This is a genomic window from Psychrobacter sp. JB193 (assembly GCF_002285555.1).
Classification (GTDB): domain Bacteria; phylum Pseudomonadota; class Gammaproteobacteria; order Pseudomonadales; family Moraxellaceae; genus Psychrobacter; species Psychrobacter alimentarius.
In genome coordinates, this window is sequence record NZ_NRGY01000001.1 from 244,531 (window position 1) to 268,267 (window position 23,737).

Below are 23,737 nucleotides of genomic sequence, written 5' to 3' on the forward strand. Positions count from 1 at the left end.
ATCTGCTCAGGTCTACTATAACAAAAACTGTGCTCAGTGCCCATTCGTAAATGGGCGTAAACGGGTATAAATAATAGGTAAGCGAATTAAGATCAGCAAAATTATGACATATGTCAGCAGTGCTTAGTGAAACTATGAAGTAACATAGGCTCAAAACTATGGTACAGTTTAATGCCGATAGCAAACCACTTTATGAATAAGACTATAAATCTATAACTGAAAAAGGATACTTGATGAGCGCTTTACAACAACTTCGCACTATGACTACTATTGTTGCTGATACTGGTGATCTAAATGCGATTGCCCGCCTAAAGCCTATCGATGCGACCACCAATCCCAGCCTTATTACCAAAGCACTTATCCATCCTGATAACCAAGGCATGCTGTCTGAAACCATGAGCCGGCATAATGGCAATGTAGATGCGGTAATTGATGCGCTTACCATACAAATTGGCTGTGATATTTTAGCGCTTATTGAAGGTCGGGTTTCTACAGAAGTTGATGCCCGCTTGTCTTATGATACTGGAGCTACCATCGATAAAGCCTTAGAGTTTATGGAAGCTTACCAAAAAGCAGGGATTGATTCAGAGCGTGTCTTAATTAAAATGGCCGCCACTTGGCAAGGTATCGAAGCCGCTCGCTATCTTGAGACCCAAGGCATTCACTGCAATCTGACCTTGCTATTCGGACAGCACCAAGCAATCGCTTGTGCCGATGCTGGCGTAACACTGATATCACCTTTCGTTGGTCGCATTTTAGATTGGCAAAAACGTCAACAAAACCGTCAAAACGTCCCTGCTTCAGACGATATGGGCGTACAGTCCGTAAAACGTATTTACCAATACTACAAACAGCATGATTACCGTACACAGGTAATGGGAGCAAGTTTCCGCTCAACTGAGCAAATACTAGCATTGGCAGGATGCGATCTATTGACCATCGCGCCCGACCTTATCGATGAGCTAGCAACAATGAATACCGACGTTATTCAGCAGCTATCACCAAGTATGTCACTAGAAATGGCTGATATGGCCCGAGTAAGCTTAACGCATGAAGAGTTTAGTACCGCATATCAACAAGATACTGTCACACAAGATTTACTGCCAAAAGGTATTGATGGCTTCATTGGCGCTCGTGATGAGCTTGCTCAAATGCTGGCAGCGATGCGCAATTAATACAAGCACATACGGTTATTGACGATATACTAAGAGTAGGCAGTCTTCTTAAAAGATATTTGCCTGCTCACAGTAAGTTGGCTATTATGGCCTACTTTTCACAACCCTATTCAAGGCTTTATTATGAAACGGCTATCAGTATTATTGGCAGGGAGTGCTCTAGCAGTCAGCGCAAATGCAGTGAACTGGTCAAAAGTGTCAGAAAGTCCTAATGGAACTATTTTTAGTGTCGATTTGAACTCTATCGAAAGCTCTGACATCAGTGTCATAGATGAAAAGCCGATAGACAATATCACGGTTTCGATTCGTAGAACCTACCCGACTCAGAAAAACTCTGTACAAAAAAATGATGACAAAGACGGTAAAACACCGAAAGAAACCAAAGTAAATAAAGATAAAGCCAGTAAAGACACCATTCTTCATCATAGTGATCAGCAGTTATTAATCTCCTGCAAAGATGCAAGCTACTATAAAAGAGCTTATGTGGACTATGGCGCTGATAATAAAGTCATCAAATCTTGGCAATCAGAAAAACCCATATTGACGACCAAGGATTTTATCATTACTACTCCCAAAACAATTGCTCGTCTTATCGTCGAACAAGCCTGTAAAAACTATGAAAATGATCAAAAATCGGTTTAATGGCTTAAGTAAAAACTAACCAACAAAAAAGCGCGCTGAACGATATCAGCGCGCTTTTTTCATGTAACCGTCTTAACTTATAAAAACAGCGGAACAATCGGCTTAAGCTTTTAAAACCGCATATACGGGTACAGGAAATTTGCCGTGTAAATCGACCAAATCTAGCAACACCAATGCACCAACCACAGTGTGACTTGCTGATTGGCAAAGCTCATAAGCCGTGGTCAACGTGCCACCCGTGGCTAAGATATCGTCAACAAGCAACACACGCTCAGGTGGCAAATTGTTTTGCATCTCAAGAGTATCTTTTCCATATTCTAGTGCATAGGCTTTGTTCGCCACTGGCGGTGGTAGCTTGCCAGGCTTGCGTAGCAAAATCATACCCTTACCCAATCTGCCTGCCAGCAAGCTTGCAAATACAAAACCACGTGCTTCGACTGCACCCAAACAGTCGACTTCATCCAATAATCCTTTTGGCAAAGCAGCAAGTAATGCATCGATGACCTCATTAATATGACTGCGCAATAACGGCGTAATATCATAAAAATCAATCCCGACTTTTGGGAAGTCTGGTACGGTACGGATAATTTGCCAAAACTGATGGTCAGTATTGAGCATATCAGAAGGTTCGGCGTCGTTGTTCGCGGATATAGCGGCATTGCTGCTCATAATGACCCTTAATATATATGGCTTAGATAACAGTATAGAGATAATAATTTAACGATCTTAAGTACTGAAAATCGTTATAATTTTTCGGCGATGATTATATCACAGCTGATAGAAATGTTGGGGCATGAGCCATCACAATAGCGCCAGTGATTTTGATAATTCGCAATCAATGACCTTGATAAAAACCAAATTATCTCAATATACAAGTGTAAACTTAACTACGAAAACCCTAGCCATATAGTAAAGGTTATATGCTAAACTACGTGCGTTTTTGCAGTCTAATATAGTGACTGTGACTCTAAATATGCGCGTTAATAACTTACTGTAATACTGGTAATGATCGATAGGACTATTTATGAAACGTTATGAATGTATTGTCTGCGGCTGGATATACGATGAAGAGCTCGGCTGTCCTGAAGAAGGCATTGCGCCTGGTACCAAATGGGAAGACATTCCTGATGACTGGACTTGTCCAGAGTGCGGTGTTGGCAAGCTAGATTTTGAGATGCTTGAGATTTAGTAGATGACCCTCTAATTAGGATACTTCATGACAAAATCAAACGATAGCAATGACACTAAACTGTCTGAAAGCTTGGCTGAACATTCAAGCAGCTACCCAACACCTGAGTGGCAGAAATTTGGTGAACATCAATGGGGTGATTCTGACCTGAGCGAGCATCTCTACCAGGCAATGATTGATATTGGCGATGGTATTGAGCTTTGTGTGGAGGCTGGTGGCAATCCCAACAATCCCCCTTTATTGATGGTGATGGGACTTGGCTCACAGATGGTATTTTGGCCAAACAACTTTATCAAGCGCTTCATTGATGCCGGTTTTTTTGTCATTCGCTTTGACAATCGTGATATTGGCTTGTCTTCTAAAGTCCAAATTGAGGGGCTACCGCGTATCAGTCAATTCAAAATGATGATGCGCTTGCAAACAGGGCTTTCTAATAAAGGCGCGCCCGTTGCTTACAATCTGACAGATATGGCAGAAGATACCGCCCGTTTGATTAAAGCCCTTAACCTCGGTCCGACGCATCTGCTTGGCGCTTCTATGGGCGGTATGATTGTACAGATTGTGGCTGCCCGTTATCCAAGCCTTGTTAAACGAATGGCGTTGATGTTTACCTCAACCAATCGTGCATTTTTACGTCCACCAAAACCCAAACAGCTTTACACGCTTATTAACCGTCCTGAAAGTCACTCTGAGCGTGATATTGTACGCCATAGTGTTTGGTTCATGAAGACGGTGGGTACGCCTGGTCATGTCAACGTACGTATGGTGCGTGAAATTGCTAAGTTACGTTATCAGCGCAACTTTCATCCGCTTGGTACGGTACAGCAGCTTAACGCTATTTTGGCATCAGGCTCTATCAGTCGTTTTAGTAAGCAGGTCAAAGCGCCTACTATCGTCTTACATGGTAGCGCAGATGGACTACTACCTCCTTCACAAGGACGCGTGGTTGCCAAAACTATTCCTAACGCTAAATTCCACTTAATTGAAGGAATGGCACACGATATTCCTGAGTATTATCAGCCTTATATGGTCGATTTGATTAGTAATCACTTATTGGCTAAGTAATCTTAGCATTTGGTTGTCTGAGCAAATCGGCAATAAAAAAGAGTGTAAAACCTATCGATACATTAATAGGCGTTACACTCTTTTTTATACCAATAACAGGGGGTTTCTCTCATAGTAAATCGTCTACATAGATGTGAGTTTTATTCACAGCGAACCCCTTCCCCTTTTGTGTCAACGCACATCTTATTACCGTTCTTTAAATTACCAATCCAAGCTTTGCCGTCTTTGAATATAAATGCTGACTGGCCTTTATAGCTGCCTTTAGCTGACACACCGCTATTAGAAAATCGAAAAGGTATCACCAGCTCACCGCCGAGATTGATAAATCCCCAATCCTTACCGATACGTATGCCAGCCAATCCTTCAGAAAATGGCCGTGCTTCATCAAATGAATAGGTAATCATAGTCACGTTATTGTCATCGACGTATCCCCATTTGCCATCCTGCTGACGTGCGTCCAGCGTCGTAAAGCGATTAGATGCCGCTTGCTTGGTCTGGGCGGATGAGCTGCTGCTATTTTTATTCGCCGACGATCTAGCCGCAAATTCGTCACTATCAGCATTACTTGGTTCGTTTGTTGTTTTACCATTTTTATCAAGCCAGCTAACTGCTCGGTTTTTATGTACCCGTGCCATGCCATTTTGATAATCATCAATATCACTAATTGCTGCCGAAAATGGCACAATAATTTTGTTGGCAGTATTAATGACGCCATAATTACCATCTTTTTTTACCACAATTCGTCCATCAGATACCGGACGCGCCCAACCTTGGCTTTCTGAGAGCACATCATACATTGCAGGAACGACTTCGCGACCCTTCATATTGAGATAACCGACTCGATTATTACGCTGCACTGGCAGCAGACCACCTGACAACTTATTGACATCGACTTTTTGATAGCGCGAGAGATCCACCACGCTTTTGCCTTTATTGTTGATCAATGCCACGGGCGCGCCAAAATCTTTTATGGCTAAAAAATAGCCACTGTTCGCTGTACAGGAGACATTTTTGTAGTAGCTTTTGGGAATTTTACAACTGGCTGCTTGGGCAGTTGGCATCGCAATTAGAGCGCCAGATAAAATACTCAGCGTTAAACCATATTGCGACAATGTTCGTGGCAAACTGAGTATCAAAGAGGACTGGCGTGTTGGTAATAAACGTCGAAACATAAGTAGACCTAAACCAATGATATTGAAATTTTTAATACAAATGTAGATAAAATATAACCATTATAAACCACTAAAGCGATAAACACTGTTATCTACGCTAACATCATTCCTGCACGTAGGTGACTCGACTGTATACCTCTCTGCACTTAAAAAAACGCAATACAATGAGCTGCCATTTAAAAAATAAACATAAATGAGCATTTAGGCATTTCAATTTACGGTCAAACCCTCGACAATATGCCCTACATTGATAACGCTGTTAAACCATTAAAAAATAATACTGATTTAAGGACAGTCTATGGCTATCGCTTCTTCACGATCTGCACCTATTGGCTTAGTCATTGGTTGTGTCATATTTGGACTGGGTAGTTTGATTGTCGCTCACGTAGATGTCGGTGGCTGGGCGATGTCTTTTTGGCGATTGCTGGTTTCTGGTATCGTGTTTGCGGCTTTAGCCAAAATGATGGGACAACGCCTACCTCGCTCAAGGCGTGCTATTTTTTATAGCTTATTGTCTGGTGTGTTTTTAGGACTGGATTTGGCGCTTTGGCACGAGAGTATTTATGCCGTCGGCCCAGGCATCTCGACTTTACTCAATAGTCTACAGATCTTTTTCTTAGCCGCGATTGGGTTTTTATACTTCAATGAGCGTCAATCCATCCTTCAGCTAATCAGCTTATTTTTAGCCATGCTCGGGGTTGCGATGATTGGCAGTCCTGAATTTGCGCACAATACAGCGGCCACTTGGGGGTTTGTCAGTGGTATTCTGTCTGGGGCAATGCTGGCGGCATCTATGACTTTTATCCGAAAAACGCATGATACAGAACCAACACCCATATTTATGCTCATGCAATTGATTAGTATTGGCGGGGTTTTAGCGATGATTGTCCCGATGCTAGTGTTTGATATGGGCAATATTTTACCCAATACGTGGTCGGAGATTGGTTGGATACTGATCTATGGGACGGTGATGCAATGCTTAGCCTGGGGTTTAATCGCCTACTCTATCCCTAAGCTCTCATTGGCATTGACGGGGCTATTACTATTGACGGAGCCTATTGCTGCGTTGGTCATTGATTATAGCTGGCTGGATAAGCCCATCAATACCTTACAATGGAGCGGTGCGCTATTAACCATGTTTGCTATTTACTTGGGCTCTTTAAAACCTAAGCCGCGTGCCCTGCGCCGTTATCGATTTTTTTCACGGTTTTATAAGCGTGATTACAAATAAGCTTGATATTTTTTGCAAAAAAAAGCGCTTCTCTAGATAAGAGAAGCGCTTTTTCAACTATGTGAACTCAATCAATAACCGACTGCTATAGCACTGATTATTTGGCTAGTGATTTGTTGGTATCTTTTGCCTCAGATCCATAATTGAATAAAGCATTGAGTATAATAGCGGCCAAGGTAGCCGTACCGATACCGCCCAAATCAAAACCGCCTAAGTGCAGGCTAAAGTTACCTGTACCCATGATGACAGTGACAGCAGCGATAATCAGGTTGCTGTTTTTGCTAAAATCAATGTGACTGTCTATCCAGATTTTCACACCTGCCACCGCAATCAAGCCAAATACTACAATAGAGGCACCGCCCAACAATGCCGCTGGAATGGTCTGAATAATGGCACCAAACTTTGGCGACAGTCCTAGTAGAATGGCCACCAAACCCGCTACTACAAATATTGTGGTGCTATATACTTTTGTCACGGCCATTACACCGATGTTTTCAGCATACGTAGTGACACCTGTCCCACCAAACCCTGCCGAAAAAGTCGTCGCGAGTCCATCAGCAAAGAAAGCACGGCCCATATAAGGCGTTACTCGTGCCTTAGTCATACCTTCAACCGCCTTAAAGTGCCCTAAGTTTTCTGCAACCAAAATAAAGGCCACTGGGACAATTAAAATAATAGCGCTCATCTCAAAGCGCGGCGTATGAATGCTTGGCAGTCCAAACCATGAAGCTGCGGCCACACTGCTGAAGTCAATGGCTGTTCCAAAGCCCAATATGTTGGTCATCACAAAGTAGGCAATATAGGACAGTACCAATCCCACAAGCAATAGCAAACGGCGTAGCATCCCTCTGGTAAACACTGCCACGACACTGATGAGTAATACCGTCAACGTGGCCATCCATGCATCGAACTGATTGGCAGAAACCCCTTGAATAGTAACTGGTGCTAAATTTAGACCAATAATCATTACGATGGCACCTGTAACGATTGGCGGCATCAATCGCTCGATCCAGCCTGTGCCCGTTTTCATTACCAGTAGACCAATCAATGCATAAATAATACCGCAAGCCATGATGCCGCCCAACGCAACGTTCAGGTTGTCATTGAACCCTGCACCTGCATAAGCCGTCACAGCAATCACTGGACCAATAAAAGCAAAGCTTGAACCCAAATAACTTGGCATGCGTCCACCAGTGATCATAAAAAACATCACTGTACAAATACCAGACATCAAAATGGCTAAATTAGGATCAAATCCCATTAAAAGCGGCGCCAGTACGGTCGCCCCAAACATTGCAAAAGTATGTTGTATACCAAGTAATACACTTTTTGATGGTGGCAAATACTCATTAATACCCACTGGATCACGGTCTAGATTGCCTTTGTAAGGCTGCCATGTTGGAAACCAGCGCCCGTTTTCAAAATCTGGATTATGTGAGTAAGTGCTAGAGGCTGAATCTATACCTGCAGCCTCCAAGGCATTATGAGCTGACTGATTTTTAGCGCTGTTTTCTACAGGTGATGAAGGATCTATTTGAGAGGGCATGCGCGCTTGTCCTATGTTGGCTAAAGTAATAGGCTAAAATATCTGGTGAACTAGAAATTGAATAAAACTATATGGAGCAAAACTGTCTTGAGTAAACCATAGAGACAGTCGATAGGATTATTATGTGATTGGCTATTTTATCCATAGCAACTCTATATATTCCCATCTATAATATGCCATCCCCATTCATTCATTTATGTTCTAATATGACAAACCAAAAGTACGATTTGGTATGATGATCATTATTTGATAGAGGTATAGGGCCAGATGTGTTCTACTGAAACTGGTTTTAATCGCCTATGACTCGATGTACACTATGGCGATGATCACTTACAGGATGTTACATAATCCCTGGCTCCGAGCATGATAACGGAGTTTCAAAATAAATAAAAGTTATTATTCAGTCACCATACACACTCTTTGATTTACGCATTTTCATAGACAGCGCCTTATGCCTATTTTTACCCGTGCATAAAAGTGCAAGCTGTCTCTCATATTTTTAGTAAAAGTGCTTTTGGGAATGGATGTCCCATACTCAAGCGCTCCAAATTTTCGGTAATTTATTATGATTAGTGTTTTTGATTTATTCAAAATTGGTATTGGTCCATCAAGCTCTCATACCGTCGGCCCAATGGTAGCCGCAAATTTATTTTTGGCCTCATTGAACCAACAGGCAGAACTACAGACAGTTGAAAAAATAGAAATCGAGCTTTACGGTTCTTTGGCCGCCACAGGCAAAGGGCATGCCACTGATACGGCGATACTATTAGGACTACTTGGTCATACCCCTAGTACCATCGATACTCGTATGACCAGTAGTTATCTATCCCCTATTTTTTCTGATAAAACATTGAATGTCTCGGGCGTTCATACGGTTGCGTTTGATACAGAGCAAGATATCCATTGGTACGATGATACTGTTTTGCCTTATCATCCTAACGCAATGACCCTTCGAGCAATATTGCAGGATGGTACTCGTTATCAGCAGACTTATTATTCCGTCGGCGGCGGCTTCGTCATTAATGAAGAAGATGCCACCAATCCTGATGAAGATCAAGCCAGCCCAACGATTGATCGCGTTCCTTATCCATTCAACAACGCGGCAGAGCTTTTAGATCAATGCTCTCAGCATGGCTTGAGCATCAGTGATTTGGTCTTAGCAAACGAATGCTACTTCCATGAAAAAGAAGAAATATTTGCCTATTTGGACAGCATTTGGGACGTGATGCAAGACTGTGTCAAGCAAGGTTGTGAAAATGGCGGTATCTTACCTGGTGGTTTGGATGTCAAACGCCGTGCACAGGGCTTATACTTGCAGCTATGTACTGAAAAAGATCAACCCATATCGAAAACAGATAAGCTTGCTGCCATGGATTGGGTCGATTTGTATGCGCTTGCCGTCAATGAAGAAAATGCCAATGGTGGTAAAGTCGTCACTGCCCCAACCAACGGTGCTGCGGGTATCATTCCAGCCGTATTGCATTACTATCGAGATTTTTTGCCCAATTATAGCCAAGATGGTGTGCGCAAATTTTTGTTGAATGCCACCGCTATCGGTAGCTTAATCAAGCAAAATGCATCAATCTCTGGTGCCGAAGTTGGCTGTCAAGGTGAAGTGGGCTCTGCTTGTGCCATGGCAGGTTCGGCATTGGCAGAAATCATGGATGGCTCGCCAGCCAAATGTTTAAACGCCGCTGAAATTGGTATCGAGCACAATTTAGGTTTGACTTGTGATCCGATTGGTGGCTTGGTACAAGTACCTTGCATCGAACGTAATGCCATGGGTGCCGTCAAAGCCATCAATGCGGCACGTCTTGCTTGTAGAGGCAATGGTCAGCACTTTGTTTCTTTAGACAAGGCAATAGAGACCATGAAGCAGACAGGTGCAGATATGTCTGATAAATATAAAGAAACGGCTCGTGGTGGTTTGGCAATTTATGCGGACAATCGCATTCCTACCGCCACTCGCGGTGTTACCGTTAACTACAGTCAATGCTAGTAGCAGTTACCGCTATACTGCCCATACAAAAAAGCCTCTAACGTATTAGAGGCTTTTTCATTACTGTTGACTCATCACTCTAAGTCAGCATCATACTGCTATTATTCAGCCGTTTTTGAAACTACTTCATTTAGAATCCAGATTGGTTGTACCATATCAGAACCTTCAGCAGTCACTGCTTCTTGACGAACATCAAGTACATAGCGATAGTTTGGCTCATAAGTGAAGCCTTGGATGTTACCGTTTAGCGTATTGAAGTTTTTCTGGTGAGTCTGACGATACTGTAGGCACTGTGATTCTACTTTGCTACCATCAGTGGCTGTCAGATCGCATACTGCTTTACGTGGAGCGATCTCTACCTCAAAACTTGGAATGTTGACGATTTTAACATTCATAGGCTGTCCTTCAACAACCATGGTACGCTCGTTGTCCATACCCATCGTAGAACAACCTGAAAGGGCAAAAGTTGTCATCAATGCTGCAAGTGCTAATTTTTTCATTATCAAATCCTCAGTGAATTAATCTATGTTTGTATTTTCTTCATCGCCTACTGGATTGAATTTATTGTTATAAACGTCCTGTATTGTTTAGTACATACTCAAAATTTGTAGGCAGTTTTAGTGATTATTATGACGCTATTGCCAATATCAAATGAATAAAGTAAGAATTTTGAAAATTTACTATGTTATTAGCAATCCCGTCTATTGTTTACTGAGGCTAGTATAGGGTGCAGGACTGCGTTCGCTCTATGACTGCTTTGTAAAGTAACGTCAGCTTTTGCAACTGATGTTAATAAAACGTATAAGATAATGGTATAAAATGATAATCCACAAATTGCAAAAAGCCAGAGCAATCTATGCTCTGGCTTTATGATAATACTGATTAAACGCTTCGATCTAAAAATATCAGCTGCGATAGTCCGCATTTATTTTGACATAATCGTATGACAGATCACACGTATAAACCGTATCACTGGCGTCACCACGTGCCAAATCAATATGAATGGTAATTTCAGCACGGCTCATCACAGCTTTACCCGCTTCCTCTGTATAAGTGCTAGCAACGCCGCCATTTTGGCAAATCATTACCTCATCCAAATATACGTCGACTTGTTCTGTATCCAGATCTTCAATTCCAGCATAACCCACTGCCGCTAGGATACGACCCCAGTTGGCATCACTGGCAAAGAATGCTGTTTTGACCAATGGTGAATGTGCAACTGCATATGCCACATCACAGCACTCTTGCGTTGTCTTACCACCCGTGACTTTTACCGTCACAAACTTGGTAGCACCTTCGCCATCACGTACGATCAATTGTGCCAAACGTACAAACACTTCTGTCAAGGCGGCAAAAACTGCCTGATAATGCGGATGCGTTGGACTGTCAATCACATCCGAGCTGGCCTTACCCGTCGCAATCAATACGCAGCAGTCATTGGTTGAGGTATCACCATCAACGGTGATGCGGTTGAACGACTGCTCGTTGATGGCACTCAGCATTTCTTGTAATACATCAGCCGCAATGTTGGCATCTGTTGCCACATAGCCAAGCATGGTCGCCATGTTAGGTCTTATCATGCCTGAGCCTTTTGACATACCAGTAATGTGATAACTGATACCGTCAATATCGACTTTTTGGCTTGCAAGCTTAGGGATAGTATCAGTAGTACGAATACCATTCGCTGCAGCCAGCCAATTGTCAGACGCTAAATTGGCGAGCGCATTGTCCAAGCCATTAATCACAGCGTCACTATTGAGCGGTTCACCAATCACGCCAGTAGAGAATGGCAATACGGCACTGATATCGACGCCTGTTTTGGTTGCTAACGCTTGACAGATATCCACAGCACGGCGTTTACCATCAGCGCCCGTGCCTGCATTGGCATTACCTGTATTGGTGATCAAATAGCGCGGATTGGCGTTGGCAAAGTGCTCGCGCAATATACGCACGGGTGCCGCACAAAATGTATTCTTAGTGGTCACAACTGCAGTGGTGGCCGTATCAACGATCTCAATAACCACTAGATCATCACGATTCTTATAGCGTACGCCTGCTGCTGTGGCGCTTAGTCTAATGCCTTCAATAGGATAAATAGTATTAGGTACTGCAACATTTCCGACAGCCATTATTGAATCCTTATTTCTCAATTTTTAGTGTTATTTGAATAAAAAATTTAACCAATACGATATGAACCCTGCTCTATTAAAAGCCCTGCATATATCAAAGTTTACTTAAGTCAAATGCTGACCAAATGGGCGCATGGTCAGAAGGTTTTTCCATGCCTCGCAACTCATAACTGATACCAGCATCGACACACGCCTTTACCAAGTCAGCGGTACATAAAATATGGTCGATACGTAAGCCGCGCTTAGGGTCGTCGTTAAATCCTCCACTGCGATAATCAAACCAGCTATACAAGTCTGTACTCTCTGGATAATGCAAACGATACGTATCGGTCAGCTCGCGTGACATCAAGTCGCTATACCATGCACGCTCTTCTGGCAAAAACGACGTTTTTCTATTTTTTAGCCAGCGCTTTGCGTTGACCTCACCAATACCGATATCAATATCTTCTGGGGCAATATTCATGTCACCCATAATGACGAGTGAACGCCCTTCTGCTTTTAAAGTGTCGATATAAGCCATCAAATCTGCGTAATAAGCACGCTTCATTGGGAATTTGGTGGGATGATCCTGACTCTCGCCTTGTGGAAAGTAGCCGTTAAGCACATCAATTTCGCGACCTTCTATCACGTAGCGTGCATGGATAAAGCGCTTTTGTGCCTCTACGTCTTCTTCCGGAAAGCCTTTTTGTACAAAAATAGGCGCAACCTTAGACAATAATGCCACGCCATAATGGGCTTTTTGACCGAAGTACTCAATATGATAACCAAGACTTTCTATGTTTTTTAGTGGAAACTGCTCGTCATGCACTTTCGTTTCTTGTAGACCCATTACATCAGGATCGATGACCTCTCGTACAGCTTCAAGCTGATGTTGGCGGGCGCGAATACCATTGATATTAAAACTGACAAAACGAGGCATAAACCATCCTATACTGATTGATTAGACTATTTGACTAGAGAAGGTGCTGAACGAACACATGACTTGTAACGACAAACAAATGACTAAGATAACAGACGTAGACAGCCTATCTGTTGCGTGCCTTTGTATCTTAAGTTAGAGTAACGTTTATTATCACATACATCGCTTTTTATTAAATAACTTTACTGAGTCCCACTATGAAGACCCCTATAAATAACCATACAGATGAATCCTCAAAACCTGACAACTCTACCACGCCACTATTTGCGACTGATTATAACGTCTATATTAACCATACTGACGCTGGTGGTATAGTTTATCACGCCAATCATTTGGTGTTCTTTGAAAATTGCCGCCGTGACTGGTTTACTCACCTTGGTCTAAATGGTTATTTTTTACAGAGTGACCATGGTGACATACAGCATTTTGTCGTGAGTCAAGCAGATTTACACTACAAAAAAGCCATTCTTTTAGATGAAGTCATCAATGTGCGTATCGATAAAGTCGAGCTCAAACCTGCTAGCATGATTTTTTACCAAAGCATTCATCGCCATCTGCCTGATAATAACGCTACTAGCAAAGCCAATGACAGTCTGTTAAGTCGCGCTAAAATTGTGATTGCTTGCGTGCAAAATCAGGTCAAGCCTGACCCAGTGTCTAGAGATGAAAATGCTGCTTATAATGCCCCCATGCGCCCTATTCGTGTTCCAAGAGCATTACATGATGCCATCCAAAATGCCATTACTCAGCAGACCCATAAATGATGACGCTAACCTGTTGGCACGCATCAGAAGCGCCTCATGCTAGCATTTGATAACCTTTGGGTACATAGCAAGCGCGCTACGACAGCCGATCAGAGCCAAAAAAGCGCTTCTGCTACAGGCTCAATACTGTCTGAAAACTATCACTATTGGCTCAAGAGAATAAGGAAGCCGTCAGCGCTGGATTCCGCTACGCTCACTCATGAACGCACCTTAATAAATGGGATCAGCGGAAAACTGCTAGCAGGACAGATAACAGTCTTAACAGGGTCTTCTGGAAGCGGAAAATCTGTATTGTTGCGTGTGTTAGCAGGTCTGTTACCAATGAGCAGTGGTGAAATTAGCTTACAAAGCGAATCAAACAGTGCTATTTATCCTAGCATTAATGAGCGTATTCATGATACCGCCCCTACAGCGTGGCGCTCGCGAGTTTCGCTACTTGCACAACACCCTCAATTGCTAGAAGGCCGTGTCATTGACAATTTACAACTGCCTTATCGCTTGCAAGCGCACCAACATCATAAGTTTGATATTGATTGGCACATCAAACAGCTTGGCCATCTAGAGCGCAGCGCTGATTTTTTATACCAAGAAGCCACTCATCTTTCGGGTGGTGAGCGGCAACTGGTCAATACGTTACGCCTATTGCAACTAAACCCACAAGTATTGCTATTAGATGAACCGACCGCCGCCTTAGACAGTGATACTTCAGCTCAGCTGGTACGTTTGCTCATTAGTTGGTTGCGAGCTGATCCGCTTCGCACCTTGCTATGGGTAACTCATGACACCCAAGCTATTATGCCATTGGCCGATAGACATTGGCATATGCAGGCAGGTATATTGAGCAACGTATCTTAATGATGCAATCAAAGTATCCTTTGCCTATTTATACAAACCATCACTTATACAAATGCGTTGTCTTCTGCTCTACATTTCTACTTTTCCTTAGTTACTTTTATGATGAGCACTTATGAGCGCGACGGACGACATGCAGATATTTCTAACGTATAGCGACATCGCTCTTGCCAGCAGCCTTATTATTATCGTCATTCTTTTATCGTGGCGGCTGCGCTTACAGCTCACCAAAACTTTATTGATGGCTGCTGTTCGTACTGTCGTCCAGCTTAGTTTTATCGGGCTGATACTGGCATGGATTTTTGCTCGCGAACAATGGTATGAAGTGTTGGTTATTTTAACCATCATGACACTGATTGCAGGAAGCGCTGCTAAAAACCGTGTCAAACGTCATTATAAGGGCTTATTTACTGACACTTTGCTCGCCGTTAGCGCCTCTGGAATATTGGTTACTGCCATCGCTATCGTGATGATTTTACAGGTGCAGCCTTGGTATACTCCGCAGTTTGTCATTCCCATATTGGGTTTGATACTGGGTAACTCTCTGACCGCCATTTCACTAACCAGTAATCAGCTGATTAATGCCTTTCATGAGCAGCAAGGACGTATTGAGATGATGTTAAGCCTTTCTGCTCGCCCGTTCGAGGCCGTACATGATCCTATACGCTCAGCAATCATCAACGGTATGACCCCTACTTTAAACTCCATGCTAGTTGTCGGTATTGTCAGCTTACCTGGTATGATGACAGGGCAAATATTGGCAGGTGCCGATCCTACTCAAGCGGTTCGCTATCAAATCGTCACCATGTTTTTGATATGTGTGAGCAGTATGCTTGGCTGTACCATCAGTGCTTTACTCATTTATCGCCGATTCTTTAATAAACATAAACAGTTAATTCTACCTTAATCACTATTAAGATAATTTTCATGTTCAATAGCCATCGTTTTGACGGGTTAGAATTTCTACCTAACTGACAACGACTCTTTAAACCTTAACGTTACAAATCTGATAAAAAAGAAATTGAATTTTTCAGCTTTATTTGTGCACTCTACAGTCTTGCATACTGGTATTACATTAAAATCTATTCATGCTAATGTATTGCTTAAATGTATTATTTTTTAATACCTTAGTGGTAAACATTAGATAATGTGTATTTGATGCGGTGTATTTTTTATCACCAACTTAACCGTTTATGCCTTCTAATCAGCGAACTCTTTTAGTTTGATTAAGAAAGCTTATATACGGCAATAGAATATAGCAGCCAGTCAATAAGTAAGGATACTACTTCTATCAGCGACAAACGCTACGTCAGCGCTGATGTGTTTTATTGACACGGATATGACTGCTTTACCACAAATTCTAATCTATTTTGAATTCAAGGACGCTGACCATGACGCCAAATAAACCTTGGCTTGCCCATTATCCGAATGGTGTACCTAAAACTGTCAATCCAGACAAATATAGCAGCATAATGGAGCTATACGAAGAGTGTTTCGAGCGCTTTCGTATGCACCCTATGACAATCTGTATGGGCGTCACTCATACTTATGGCGATGTCGATAAAGCGTCACTTGCAGTAGCAGCATGGTTGCAATCGCAAAATCTTCCTAAAGGCAGCGTTGTGGCCTTAATGATGCCAAACATTCCACAGTATTTACCGATCATGATTGGTATTTTACGAGCAGGATATGTTTGCACGCCAGTTAATCCTCTATATACAGGCCGTGAGCTACGCCATCAATTAAATGACTCTGGCGCTCAAGTTATTTTTGTGGTCGATAACTTCGCTCAAGCCCTCGAACAAGTCGTTGACGAGACCAATATCAAGCGCATCGTATTATCCAAACTGGGCGATATGATGGGACTCAAAGGCATGTTGGTCAATACCATCGTTCGTCAAGTCAAGCGTTTGATCCCAAAATACAAACTTGACGATCCAAAACACGAAGTGACCAAGTTCCCTGATGTACTTAAGAGGGGTAAAAATCTACCTTTCCATGCGCCAAAGATGAGCTTAGATCAATTGGCTATTTTGCAATACACAGGCGGTACGACAGGACTGTCTAAAGGTACGATACTTACCCAGCGCAATATTGTATCTGCCGCCTTGATGGCAGAAGCTTGGTATCGCCCTGTTACCTCAGAAATCAATGAGGTCTATATCAACATGGTCATGGCGCTACCGCTTTATCACATCTTTGCCTTTTCACTCAGCCTGTTAGGTATGCGTTCAGGCTACACGTTTATATTGGTGCCAAACCCACGTGATATGCCAGGTTTTGTCAAAACTTTATCAAAGCAGCCATTCCATATTTTCCCAGCGGTGAATACTCTATTCAAAGCACTACTGGAGCAGCCAAGCTTCAAAGAGCTGGACTTCAGCTCGCTTCGCATCTCACAAGCAGGCGGTATGGCAGCAACCGAGCAAACAGCAACACGTTGGTTAGAAGTTACAGGTTGCCCTATGGTTGAAGGTTGGGGAATGACTGAAGGGGTTGCCGGCGGTACTGCCAACCTTATTACTGATCGTAAGTTTAATGGCACTATTGGTATACCTGTGCCTAGTATCGACATCATTCTTATCGATGAGGATGGCAATCGTGTGGGCATCGACCAAGCAGGTGAGATGTGTATCAAAGGACCAAACGTGACGTCAGGTTATCTCAACAGAGAAAGTAGTGATGACTTTACCAGTGATGGTTATTTTAGAACCGGTGATATCGCCAGCATGGATTCAAAAGGCTACTTCACCTTACTTGATCGTAAAAAAGACATGATTTTGGTCTCAGGCTTTAACGTCTTCCCTAATGAGATTGAGTCTGTGATGCTGGACTGTGATGGTATTATTGATTGTGCAGTCATTGGGATTCCTGATGAGCGTCAAGGTGAAGCGGTGAAGATTTATATCGTCCCTGCTGATAACAACGTAACCAAAGAAGTGATCACAGAGTTTGCTTTAGACAACTTAACGGGCTATAAATGCCCACGTCACATCGAGTTTGTGAGTGAGCTGCCAAAGAGTAACGTCGGTAAAGTACTGCGTCAAAAGCTGCGCGAGAAACATATTTTAGACAACGCTTAAGTGCTTACTTTAAATAAATAAATAAGAAAGCCGCTTACAACATGCTGTAAGCGGCTTTCTTATTTACTACGATCAGCGCCAGTCGTGTTAACTGACTGTACTGACGACTTTAAGTGGCAAGTGTTTTAGTGCCTGACCGACAAATGACCATGGTAAACTTGGTACACAAGCTTCTTCTACGCCCGCTTCAATCGCGGCAACAATGGCCTTCGTGCCTGTGTCAGCATCGACTTCAAACGGTAATGGCTTGGCATTTTCATTAATCTCAGTACGAATATAGCCAGGATAAATGGTAGAGACTTTGATAGGAAGCTTGGTTAAGAGCATATCCGAGCGAATCCCTTCTGCCAGATGTGCCAATCCTGCTTTACTTGCCCCATAAGCGGTCAAATGCTTAGGCATTCCGCGCATGGCCGACATGCTTGATATGACCACCAAATGACCGCTGTTTTGTGCTCTAAAAATACTCATCGCAGCTTCACATTGCGCCAATGCCGATATGAAATTGATTTCGACGGTACGGCGATTGGTGTCAAAACGCCCTTTACCGATACGGCGACTATCACCAATACCGGCATTGACCACCACTCGATCAATGCTACCAAATTTTTCTGCAAAGGCATTAAACACATCAAAAATGGCATCATAATCGCTAACATCAAGCGTCTGATATTCAACACGTATATTAGGATACGCTGCTGTCAATTCTGACTGCAAACACTCCAAACGATCGACGCGGCGAGCGCAAATAGCAAGGTTGTAACCAAGCTTGGCAAAAAGCCTCGCCATCCCTTCACCTAACCCAGAACTGGCACCTGTAATAAGTACTGTTTTGTTTTGTCCAGCCTGCTTTTTATTTAGTTCTTGCAAGTAACGAGACGGCTGAACCGCGCTCAATATCTGTTTTTTACTTTGGTTGGCGCTTTTAACGACTAAATTGATCAACTTATTTTGCATGGACAATCCTTTTTTATAGATGTTGGGTAAAGTTGATAGTCTATAATACCGCAAATCTACAGATTGGGTCTGTCAGTTATAAAAATAAACAATAAGCAGGCAAAATGAGACTGCTGACTTTCGATATATAATCAACCGTCATCACCAAATAGTGATCACTATATCAGTCATTCAACGCATCTATGCTACATTCAATCAGCTTAGCGCCAAGTAACAAAGCGCTTGCCTTCACAAAACAGATGGCTGTACTCATTTAAAGACATCAAACGAGTGCTTTGTTCTTTTAGCGTAATGGATGTGACACCTGTGTTTACTAAGCTTTTGTTTAACTGATATGCGATTTGACTGCCTTGTTTTAATAGTTGCGCAGTGATTGCGGCAATCACACCACCTGAGGTAAACACCAATACTGTACTATCACAACCTAAATTCAAATCTGCCACTTTTGTACGAACTTGCTCAAGTGCTTGCTGCGCACGCTGATTAAATTGGGGCCAGCTCTCAATATAATCTTGATCATTGTCACCGCCATGCCAACGCTGCATCGCTTGATCGAATAACTCAGCAAGCCTTGTGTTTGGTACTTCTGATTTAGCAATTTCAGCAGCGATCGCAGCACGACTACTAAAAGCAGGATCCGATTTTCTAAATACATCTTGATGATTAAATTCGTCAAACTGTGGCAGAATGTAACTCTCAGGCTCATCGATATTGATTGCGGACGACAAAGGCAGGGCTTTACTACAGTCGGTATTGATCGATGATTGGTAACGCGCCAAAAAATTTCGGGCAGAGTCCTGTTGTCTTACCAAGCTGCCTGTAAAGATGGCATCGATACGGCGCTGCGTGGTTGCATAATGTTTACCCAGCATTTGCGCCTGAGTACTACCCAACTCTGAAAGCTGATCGTAATTTTCTTGTCCAAAAGACGCCTGACCGTGACGCACCAGAAGTATGGTTGTCATAAATGAATCCCTTCTTATCATATCTTTCATAAATTGTTATTTGATTGTTTGCTCAGCAGACTTATGAGGCGCTGGTACAAAATAACTTTTGGGTAAAATGCCTTTAATAACAGACTGTACAGGACCTGGTAGCTGCTCAATGGTGGCAGCATCAATACCTCTGTCTTGCAAATGAGGCTGTACATGGCTGACAAACAATGCCTCGCCCTCATATTGAGCAATCAATTTAAGACATTTGGCATGCAATACATGCACAATGATCCAAAAATTCTTAAACGCGGGATTGGTCGTTTGTTTGTTGTAGTAACGATAGTAAATTTGCTGGACAATCCCTGCCAGACGGAATAGCCCAAACACTTCATAAAAAGTCCAGTTGTCTATCTTAAGCCCTGTCTGCTCAAGGTAATAATCAACCACTTCCTGACGGGTCATCATGCCTTTCAAATGGGTTGGCTGACGACGAGATTGCTGCATAATGATGTTATCATCTTCTTCAATCCAGTACGCCAAAGCACTACCCAAATCCATCAGAGGGTCACCCAATGTCGCCATTTCCCAATCGAGCACACCGATAACTTCCGTCGGATTATTGGCATCTAAAATTACATTGTCAAAGCGCCAATCATTATGAATGACACAGGTTTTACTGTCCGCAGGTGTGTGCTTACCTAACCACTGCCTCACTAACGAAAAACTTGGGACATTAGGCGTTTTTGCTTTAACATAGCGCTTATCCCAACCGCTGACCTGACGTTCGCAATAACCCTCGCCGCGACCTAAGCTTATTAGATCAGGATGCTGTTTATAATCCACTTGATGCAACTCAACCAATGCGTCGATGACATTGGTACATAAAGCTCGCGTTTGTGCGGTGTCTAAATCGACACCCTTTGGTAAATTAGCACGAGGAATAATGCCTTCCATACGCTCCATGACATAAAAATCAGCGCCAATCACGCCTTCATCTGTACAGAGCGCCACCATTTTTGGCACATAGGGATAAGCATCTTTTAGCGCTTTTTGTACTGTATATTCGCGCACCATGTCATGTGCTGATTTGGCTTTGGTGCCTTTTGGCGGACGACGCAAGATCAAATCCTGATTGTCATATTGCAAACGGTACGTCCAGTTTGATGCACCACCTGAAAATTGAGTAACGGTAGGTTCACCTTGTATATCAACTCCTTGATCGCGTAGCCATGTACTGACAGCTTTACTATCAAGCGCTTCGCCATCACGAACCTCGCCGCCTTTATCCAGTATCTGACTGTTGATCTCAGTGGACATATTTTTGTCATCGGTTTGGCTTTTAGAATAATCCGTTGCCATAAGATGTTCCTTATCCTGTGGTCATTTATTGTTAAAAATTTAGTGTTAAAAACTATCAAACTATCAAGTAATGAAAAATTCACTATTCAATCATTCATAGTGAATCTTTAAATGCCTGATTATGGTTTGATAGCTTTGCTTATTTTAAAGCCACGAGCTGACCAGTAAACCATACTTTGGGCATGCCTATGAAGATTTTTCAGATTTAGACGAGCGACCAAAACCTTGACGCTTTAGTTCTAGTTTGGCAATCATGGTCTTATGTACCTCATCAGGCCCATCAGCCAGTCGTAGTGCCCGTGCTTGCGCAAAGAAGTTGGGTAGCAGTGTATCTTGGCACATGCCCATCCCGCCATGAATCTGGATTGCCATATCCACCACTTCTTGCAATACCGTAGGAGCGACAACTTTGATGGCTGATATTTCAGTGAGTGCGGCTTTTGTACCTTGCGCATCCATTTTTTGTGCCGCATACAAGGTTAGCAGGCGGGCTTGATCGATTTTGATACGGGCATCGCTGATACGCTCAAAATTGCCACCCAACTGTATTAAAGGTTTACCAAATGCTGTGCGTGCCATACCGCGCTTCACTGCCAGCTCAAGCGACTTTTCGGCAGCACCAATACAACGCATACAATGATGGATACGACCTGGCCCTAGACGCCCTTGAGCAATCTCAAAGCCCATGCCTGCGCCACCAATAAAGTGACTGACAGGCACTCGTACATTATTGAAGCTGACCTCGCCATGTCCATGCGGTGCATCGTAATCACCAAATACTTTTAACATGCGCTCGATATTGACGCCTGCTGTTTTGACTGGCACAAGCACCATAGAATGCTGATGATGACGGTCTTTGTTATCGTCAGGCGTGTATGCCATGACAATCAAGATATCAACGGCAGGATCACCAAGACCAGATGACCACCATTTACTACCATTGATGACGATCTCATCGCCCTCTACCACAGCGGTCGCTTGCATATTGGTCGCATCGCTCGAGGCCACATCAGGCTCCGTCATACAGAATACAGAGCGTGTTTTACCTTCCAAAATTGGGGTCAGCCATTTTTCCTGCTGCTCCTCAGAACCGTAGCGCCACAGTAGCTCCATGTTGCCGCTGTCAGGCGCATTACAGTTGAATACATAGGGCGCCAGCAAACTGCGACCGGTTAATTCTGCAATCGGTGCATAATCAGTGACCGAAAGACCAGCACCTAAGGTATCGTCTGGCAAGAATAAATTCCACAGTCCAGCTTCCCGTGCTTGTTTGCGTAAGCTCTCGTATTGTTCTGGCCACTGCCAATTGCGCCAATTACCATCAGGGTTTTGCTCGTGACACTCATGCCAGAACTGCGCTTCAATGGGTTCAATCTGCGTCTCGATAAACGCTTTGACTTTCTTGTACATGGCTTGACCATGTTCTGTTGCCGTAAACATCAATGTATTGTTAGACATAGGTGACATCCTTTTCCTTATTTTCATCAGGTTCTCATAAAAAACTTCTTATAGTGCACATGTTATAGTGCACGTACGTATACTGTTTTTTGTCTCCTGTATTTATAACACAGCAGTTTTGAATAAACAGCAAAAAGGCGCGACCCATTAGGACACGCCTTTTACAAAATACAAACAGTGCTCAGATGATTATCGGTAATTCCAAGTACTATCTAAAAATAATCATACTAATAATAGATCTACTTTAAAATGTTCAGACGGCTATTTAAATCAAAACGAGCCAATGCATCTGGCAATTTATCGACTGCTATAGTTAGCGTCGCCTCTGCCGCCTGTGCAAGTCCAAGCTTTTCTGCCAATGTTGGCTTTTGACGAGAATGCAGCGCATACACCTCACTATCTTCCATACGAGCTAAGATATAACTATCTGACGTTTGTAGACTATCAATCAAGTTCAATTTTAGCGCATCTTCGCCGTACCAATGCTCACCAGTTGCGACTTTGGCTACATCCAACGTTGGACGGTAAGTATTAACAAAATGTTTGAATAACTCATGCGTCTGTTCCAGCTCTTCTTGGTACTTAGCGCGATCTTCTTCGTCATTTTCGCCAAATACAGTCACTGTACGTTTATAGTCACCAGCGGTGAACATCTCATAATCGACGTCATGGTTTTTTAGCCATTTATGGAAGTTTGGCAATTGTGAAACCACACCGATTGACCCAATAATAGCAAATGGTGCAGCCACAACGTTGTCTGCAACACAAGCCATCATGTAGCCGCCGCTTGCAGCAACCTTATCCACACATACAGTCAGCTTTAGACCAGCTTCTTTTAAGCGTACCAATTGCGCGGCTGCCAGTCCGTAACCGTGTACGAGACCGCCGCCTGATTCGAGACGGACGACCACTTCATCACCTTTGTTTGCAGCACTAATCAGGGTACTGATTTCTTCCCGCAAATGCTTAACCGCTGTAGCTTTAATATCACCATCGAAATCCAAAACGAACACTTGTGACTTGGTATTGGTACTAGAGCCTTTTTTCTTGTTTTTAGATTTGGCTTTTAATGCCTGTTTGGCTTTTTTAGCCATTGTTTTTTTAAATTGCTTAAGCGCATCTTTACCTTGTGTGGCTTCCATCAAGTCTTCACGGCGCTGTTTTTGCGCTTCATTAAGATGAAGTATCTTTAGTTCAATAGGATTCTTAGGTGAATGAAACAACATAATAGTAATTCCTCAATTCAGTAGATATATCGATAT

21 protein-coding genes are annotated in these 23,737 nt (G+C 42.9%); 10 read left to right on the forward strand and 11 right to left on the reverse strand.

All coding sequences use genetic code 11. The features are described 5' to 3' along the window. Positions 1-233 precede the first annotated feature (233 nt). Positions 234-1,175 (forward strand): transaldolase, encoded by a 942-nt coding sequence (locus CIK80_RS00975; protein ID WP_095568512.1) that lies wholly within the window; start codon positions 234-236, stop codon positions 1,173-1,175. A gap of 123 nt (positions 1,176-1,298) precedes the next feature. Further along, positions 1,299-1,817 (forward strand): hypothetical protein, encoded by a 519-nt coding sequence (locus tag CIK80_RS00980; RefSeq protein ID WP_095568513.1) that lies wholly within the window; start codon positions 1,299-1,301, stop codon positions 1,815-1,817. A gap of 102 nt (positions 1,818-1,919) precedes the next feature. Here CIK80_RS00980 and CIK80_RS00985 read toward each other — a convergent pair whose 3' ends face one another. Continuing rightward, on the reverse strand, positions 1,920-2,435 hold the full coding sequence (locus CIK80_RS00985; protein WP_257011708.1) for an adenine phosphoribosyltransferase: 516 nt from the start codon (positions 2,433-2,435) through the stop codon (positions 1,920-1,922). Positions 2,436-2,841: 406 nt separating this feature from the next. Here CIK80_RS00985 and CIK80_RS00990 point away from each other — a divergent pair, with 406 nt between their 5' ends. Then, entirely contained in the window at positions 2,842-3,006 is a 165-nt protein-coding gene (locus tag CIK80_RS00990) for a rubredoxin (protein ID WP_021814629.1), read from the forward strand. A gap of 27 nt (positions 3,007-3,033) precedes the next feature. Then, positions 3,034-4,071 (forward strand): alpha/beta hydrolase, encoded by a 1,038-nt coding sequence (locus tag CIK80_RS00995; protein WP_062844426.1) that lies wholly within the window; start codon positions 3,034-3,036, stop codon positions 4,069-4,071. Between the two features lie 140 nt (positions 4,072-4,211). On the opposite strand, the gene CIK80_RS01000 is transcribed toward CIK80_RS00995, so the two are convergent. Then, a complete protein-coding gene (locus tag CIK80_RS01000) occupies positions 4,212-5,243 on the reverse strand; it encodes a WG repeat-containing protein (RefSeq protein ID WP_095568515.1) in 1,032 nt (343 codons plus the stop codon). A gap of 298 nt (positions 5,244-5,541) precedes the next feature. On the opposite strand from CIK80_RS01000, the gene CIK80_RS01005 reads away from it, so the two are divergent. Then, positions 5,542-6,474 (forward strand): DMT family transporter, encoded by a 933-nt coding sequence (locus tag CIK80_RS01005; RefSeq protein ID WP_062844424.1) that lies wholly within the window; start codon positions 5,542-5,544, stop codon positions 6,472-6,474. A gap of 97 nt (positions 6,475-6,571) precedes the next feature. On the opposite strand, the gene CIK80_RS01010 is transcribed toward CIK80_RS01005, so the two are convergent. Continuing rightward, positions 6,572-8,020, reverse strand: coding sequence for a solute carrier family 23 protein (locus CIK80_RS01010; RefSeq protein WP_095568516.1), 1,449 nt, complete (start codon positions 8,018-8,020; stop codon positions 6,572-6,574). 565 nt (positions 8,021-8,585) lie between these two features. Between CIK80_RS01010 and CIK80_RS01015 the strand changes: the two genes are divergently transcribed. Continuing rightward, positions 8,586-10,019: an L-serine ammonia-lyase gene (locus CIK80_RS01015; RefSeq protein ID WP_095568517.1), complete on the forward strand. Its 1,434-nt coding sequence runs from the start codon at positions 8,586-8,588 to the stop codon at positions 10,017-10,019. Between the two features lie 101 nt (positions 10,020-10,120). On the opposite strand, the gene CIK80_RS01020 is transcribed toward CIK80_RS01015, so the two are convergent. The 3 genes from CIK80_RS01020 to xthA form a co-directional block, all read right to left on the reverse strand. Then, a complete protein-coding gene (locus CIK80_RS01020; protein WP_062844421.1) occupies positions 10,121-10,519 on the reverse strand; it encodes a DUF4377 domain-containing protein in 399 nt (132 codons plus the stop codon). A gap of 405 nt (positions 10,520-10,924) precedes the next feature. Next, complete coding sequence (argJ, locus tag CIK80_RS01025) at positions 10,925-12,148, reverse strand: bifunctional glutamate N-acetyltransferase/amino-acid acetyltransferase ArgJ (RefSeq protein ID WP_095568518.1); 1,224 nt, start codon at positions 12,146-12,148, stop codon at positions 10,925-10,927. Positions 12,149-12,242: 94 nt separating this feature from the next. Then, on the reverse strand, positions 12,243-13,067 hold the full coding sequence (gene xthA, locus CIK80_RS01030) for an exodeoxyribonuclease III (RefSeq protein ID WP_095568519.1): 825 nt from the start codon (positions 13,065-13,067) through the stop codon (positions 12,243-12,245). Between the two features lie 197 nt (positions 13,068-13,264). Here xthA and CIK80_RS01035 point away from each other — a divergent pair, with 197 nt between their 5' ends. From CIK80_RS01035 to CIK80_RS01050, 4 genes are all read left to right on the forward strand, one after another. Further along, positions 13,265-13,831: a thioesterase family protein gene (locus CIK80_RS01035; protein ID WP_095568520.1), complete on the forward strand. Its 567-nt coding sequence runs from the start codon at positions 13,265-13,267 to the stop codon at positions 13,829-13,831. Between the two features lie 36 nt (positions 13,832-13,867). Continuing rightward, complete coding sequence (locus tag CIK80_RS01040) at positions 13,868-14,686, forward strand: ATP-binding cassette domain-containing protein (protein WP_095568521.1); 819 nt, start codon at positions 13,868-13,870, stop codon at positions 14,684-14,686. Positions 14,687-14,798: 112 nt separating this feature from the next. Then, positions 14,799-15,590 carry an iron export ABC transporter permease subunit FetB gene (gene fetB / locus CIK80_RS01045; protein ID WP_095568522.1) on the forward strand — a complete coding sequence of 264 codons (792 nt, stop codon included), beginning with the start codon at positions 14,799-14,801 and terminating at the stop codon, positions 15,588-15,590. A 484-nt stretch (positions 15,591-16,074) separates the two neighbouring features. Continuing rightward, a complete protein-coding gene (locus CIK80_RS01050) occupies positions 16,075-17,766 on the forward strand; it encodes an AMP-binding protein (RefSeq protein ID WP_095568523.1) in 1,692 nt (563 codons plus the stop codon). An 87-nt stretch (positions 17,767-17,853) separates the two neighbouring features. On the opposite strand, the gene CIK80_RS01055 is transcribed toward CIK80_RS01050, so the two are convergent. From CIK80_RS01055 to sohB, 5 genes are all read right to left on the reverse strand, one after another. Further along, positions 17,854-18,723, reverse strand: a complete 870-nt coding sequence (locus tag CIK80_RS01055) for an SDR family oxidoreductase (RefSeq protein WP_095568524.1) — start codon at positions 18,721-18,723, stop codon at positions 17,854-17,856. Positions 18,724-18,923: 200 nt separating this feature from the next. After that, positions 18,924-19,688 (reverse strand): histidine phosphatase family protein, encoded by a 765-nt coding sequence (locus tag CIK80_RS01060; protein ID WP_095568525.1) that lies wholly within the window; start codon positions 19,686-19,688, stop codon positions 18,924-18,926. A 36-nt stretch (positions 19,689-19,724) separates the two neighbouring features. Then, entirely contained in the window at positions 19,725-20,975 is a 1,251-nt protein-coding gene (locus CIK80_RS01065; protein WP_095569490.1) for a phosphotransferase family protein, read from the reverse strand. Between the two features lie 228 nt (positions 20,976-21,203). Then, the gene (locus CIK80_RS01070) at positions 21,204-22,457 is read right to left on the reverse strand and encodes an acyl-CoA dehydrogenase family protein (RefSeq protein WP_179288338.1); all 1,254 of its coding nucleotides are present in this window, start codon (positions 22,455-22,457) and stop codon (positions 21,204-21,206) included. 257 nt (positions 22,458-22,714) lie between these two features. Next, positions 22,715-23,701, reverse strand: coding sequence for a protease SohB (sohB, locus tag CIK80_RS01075; RefSeq protein ID WP_095568527.1), 987 nt, complete (start codon positions 23,699-23,701; stop codon positions 22,715-22,717). Between the last annotated feature and the right edge of the window lie 36 nt (positions 23,702-23,737).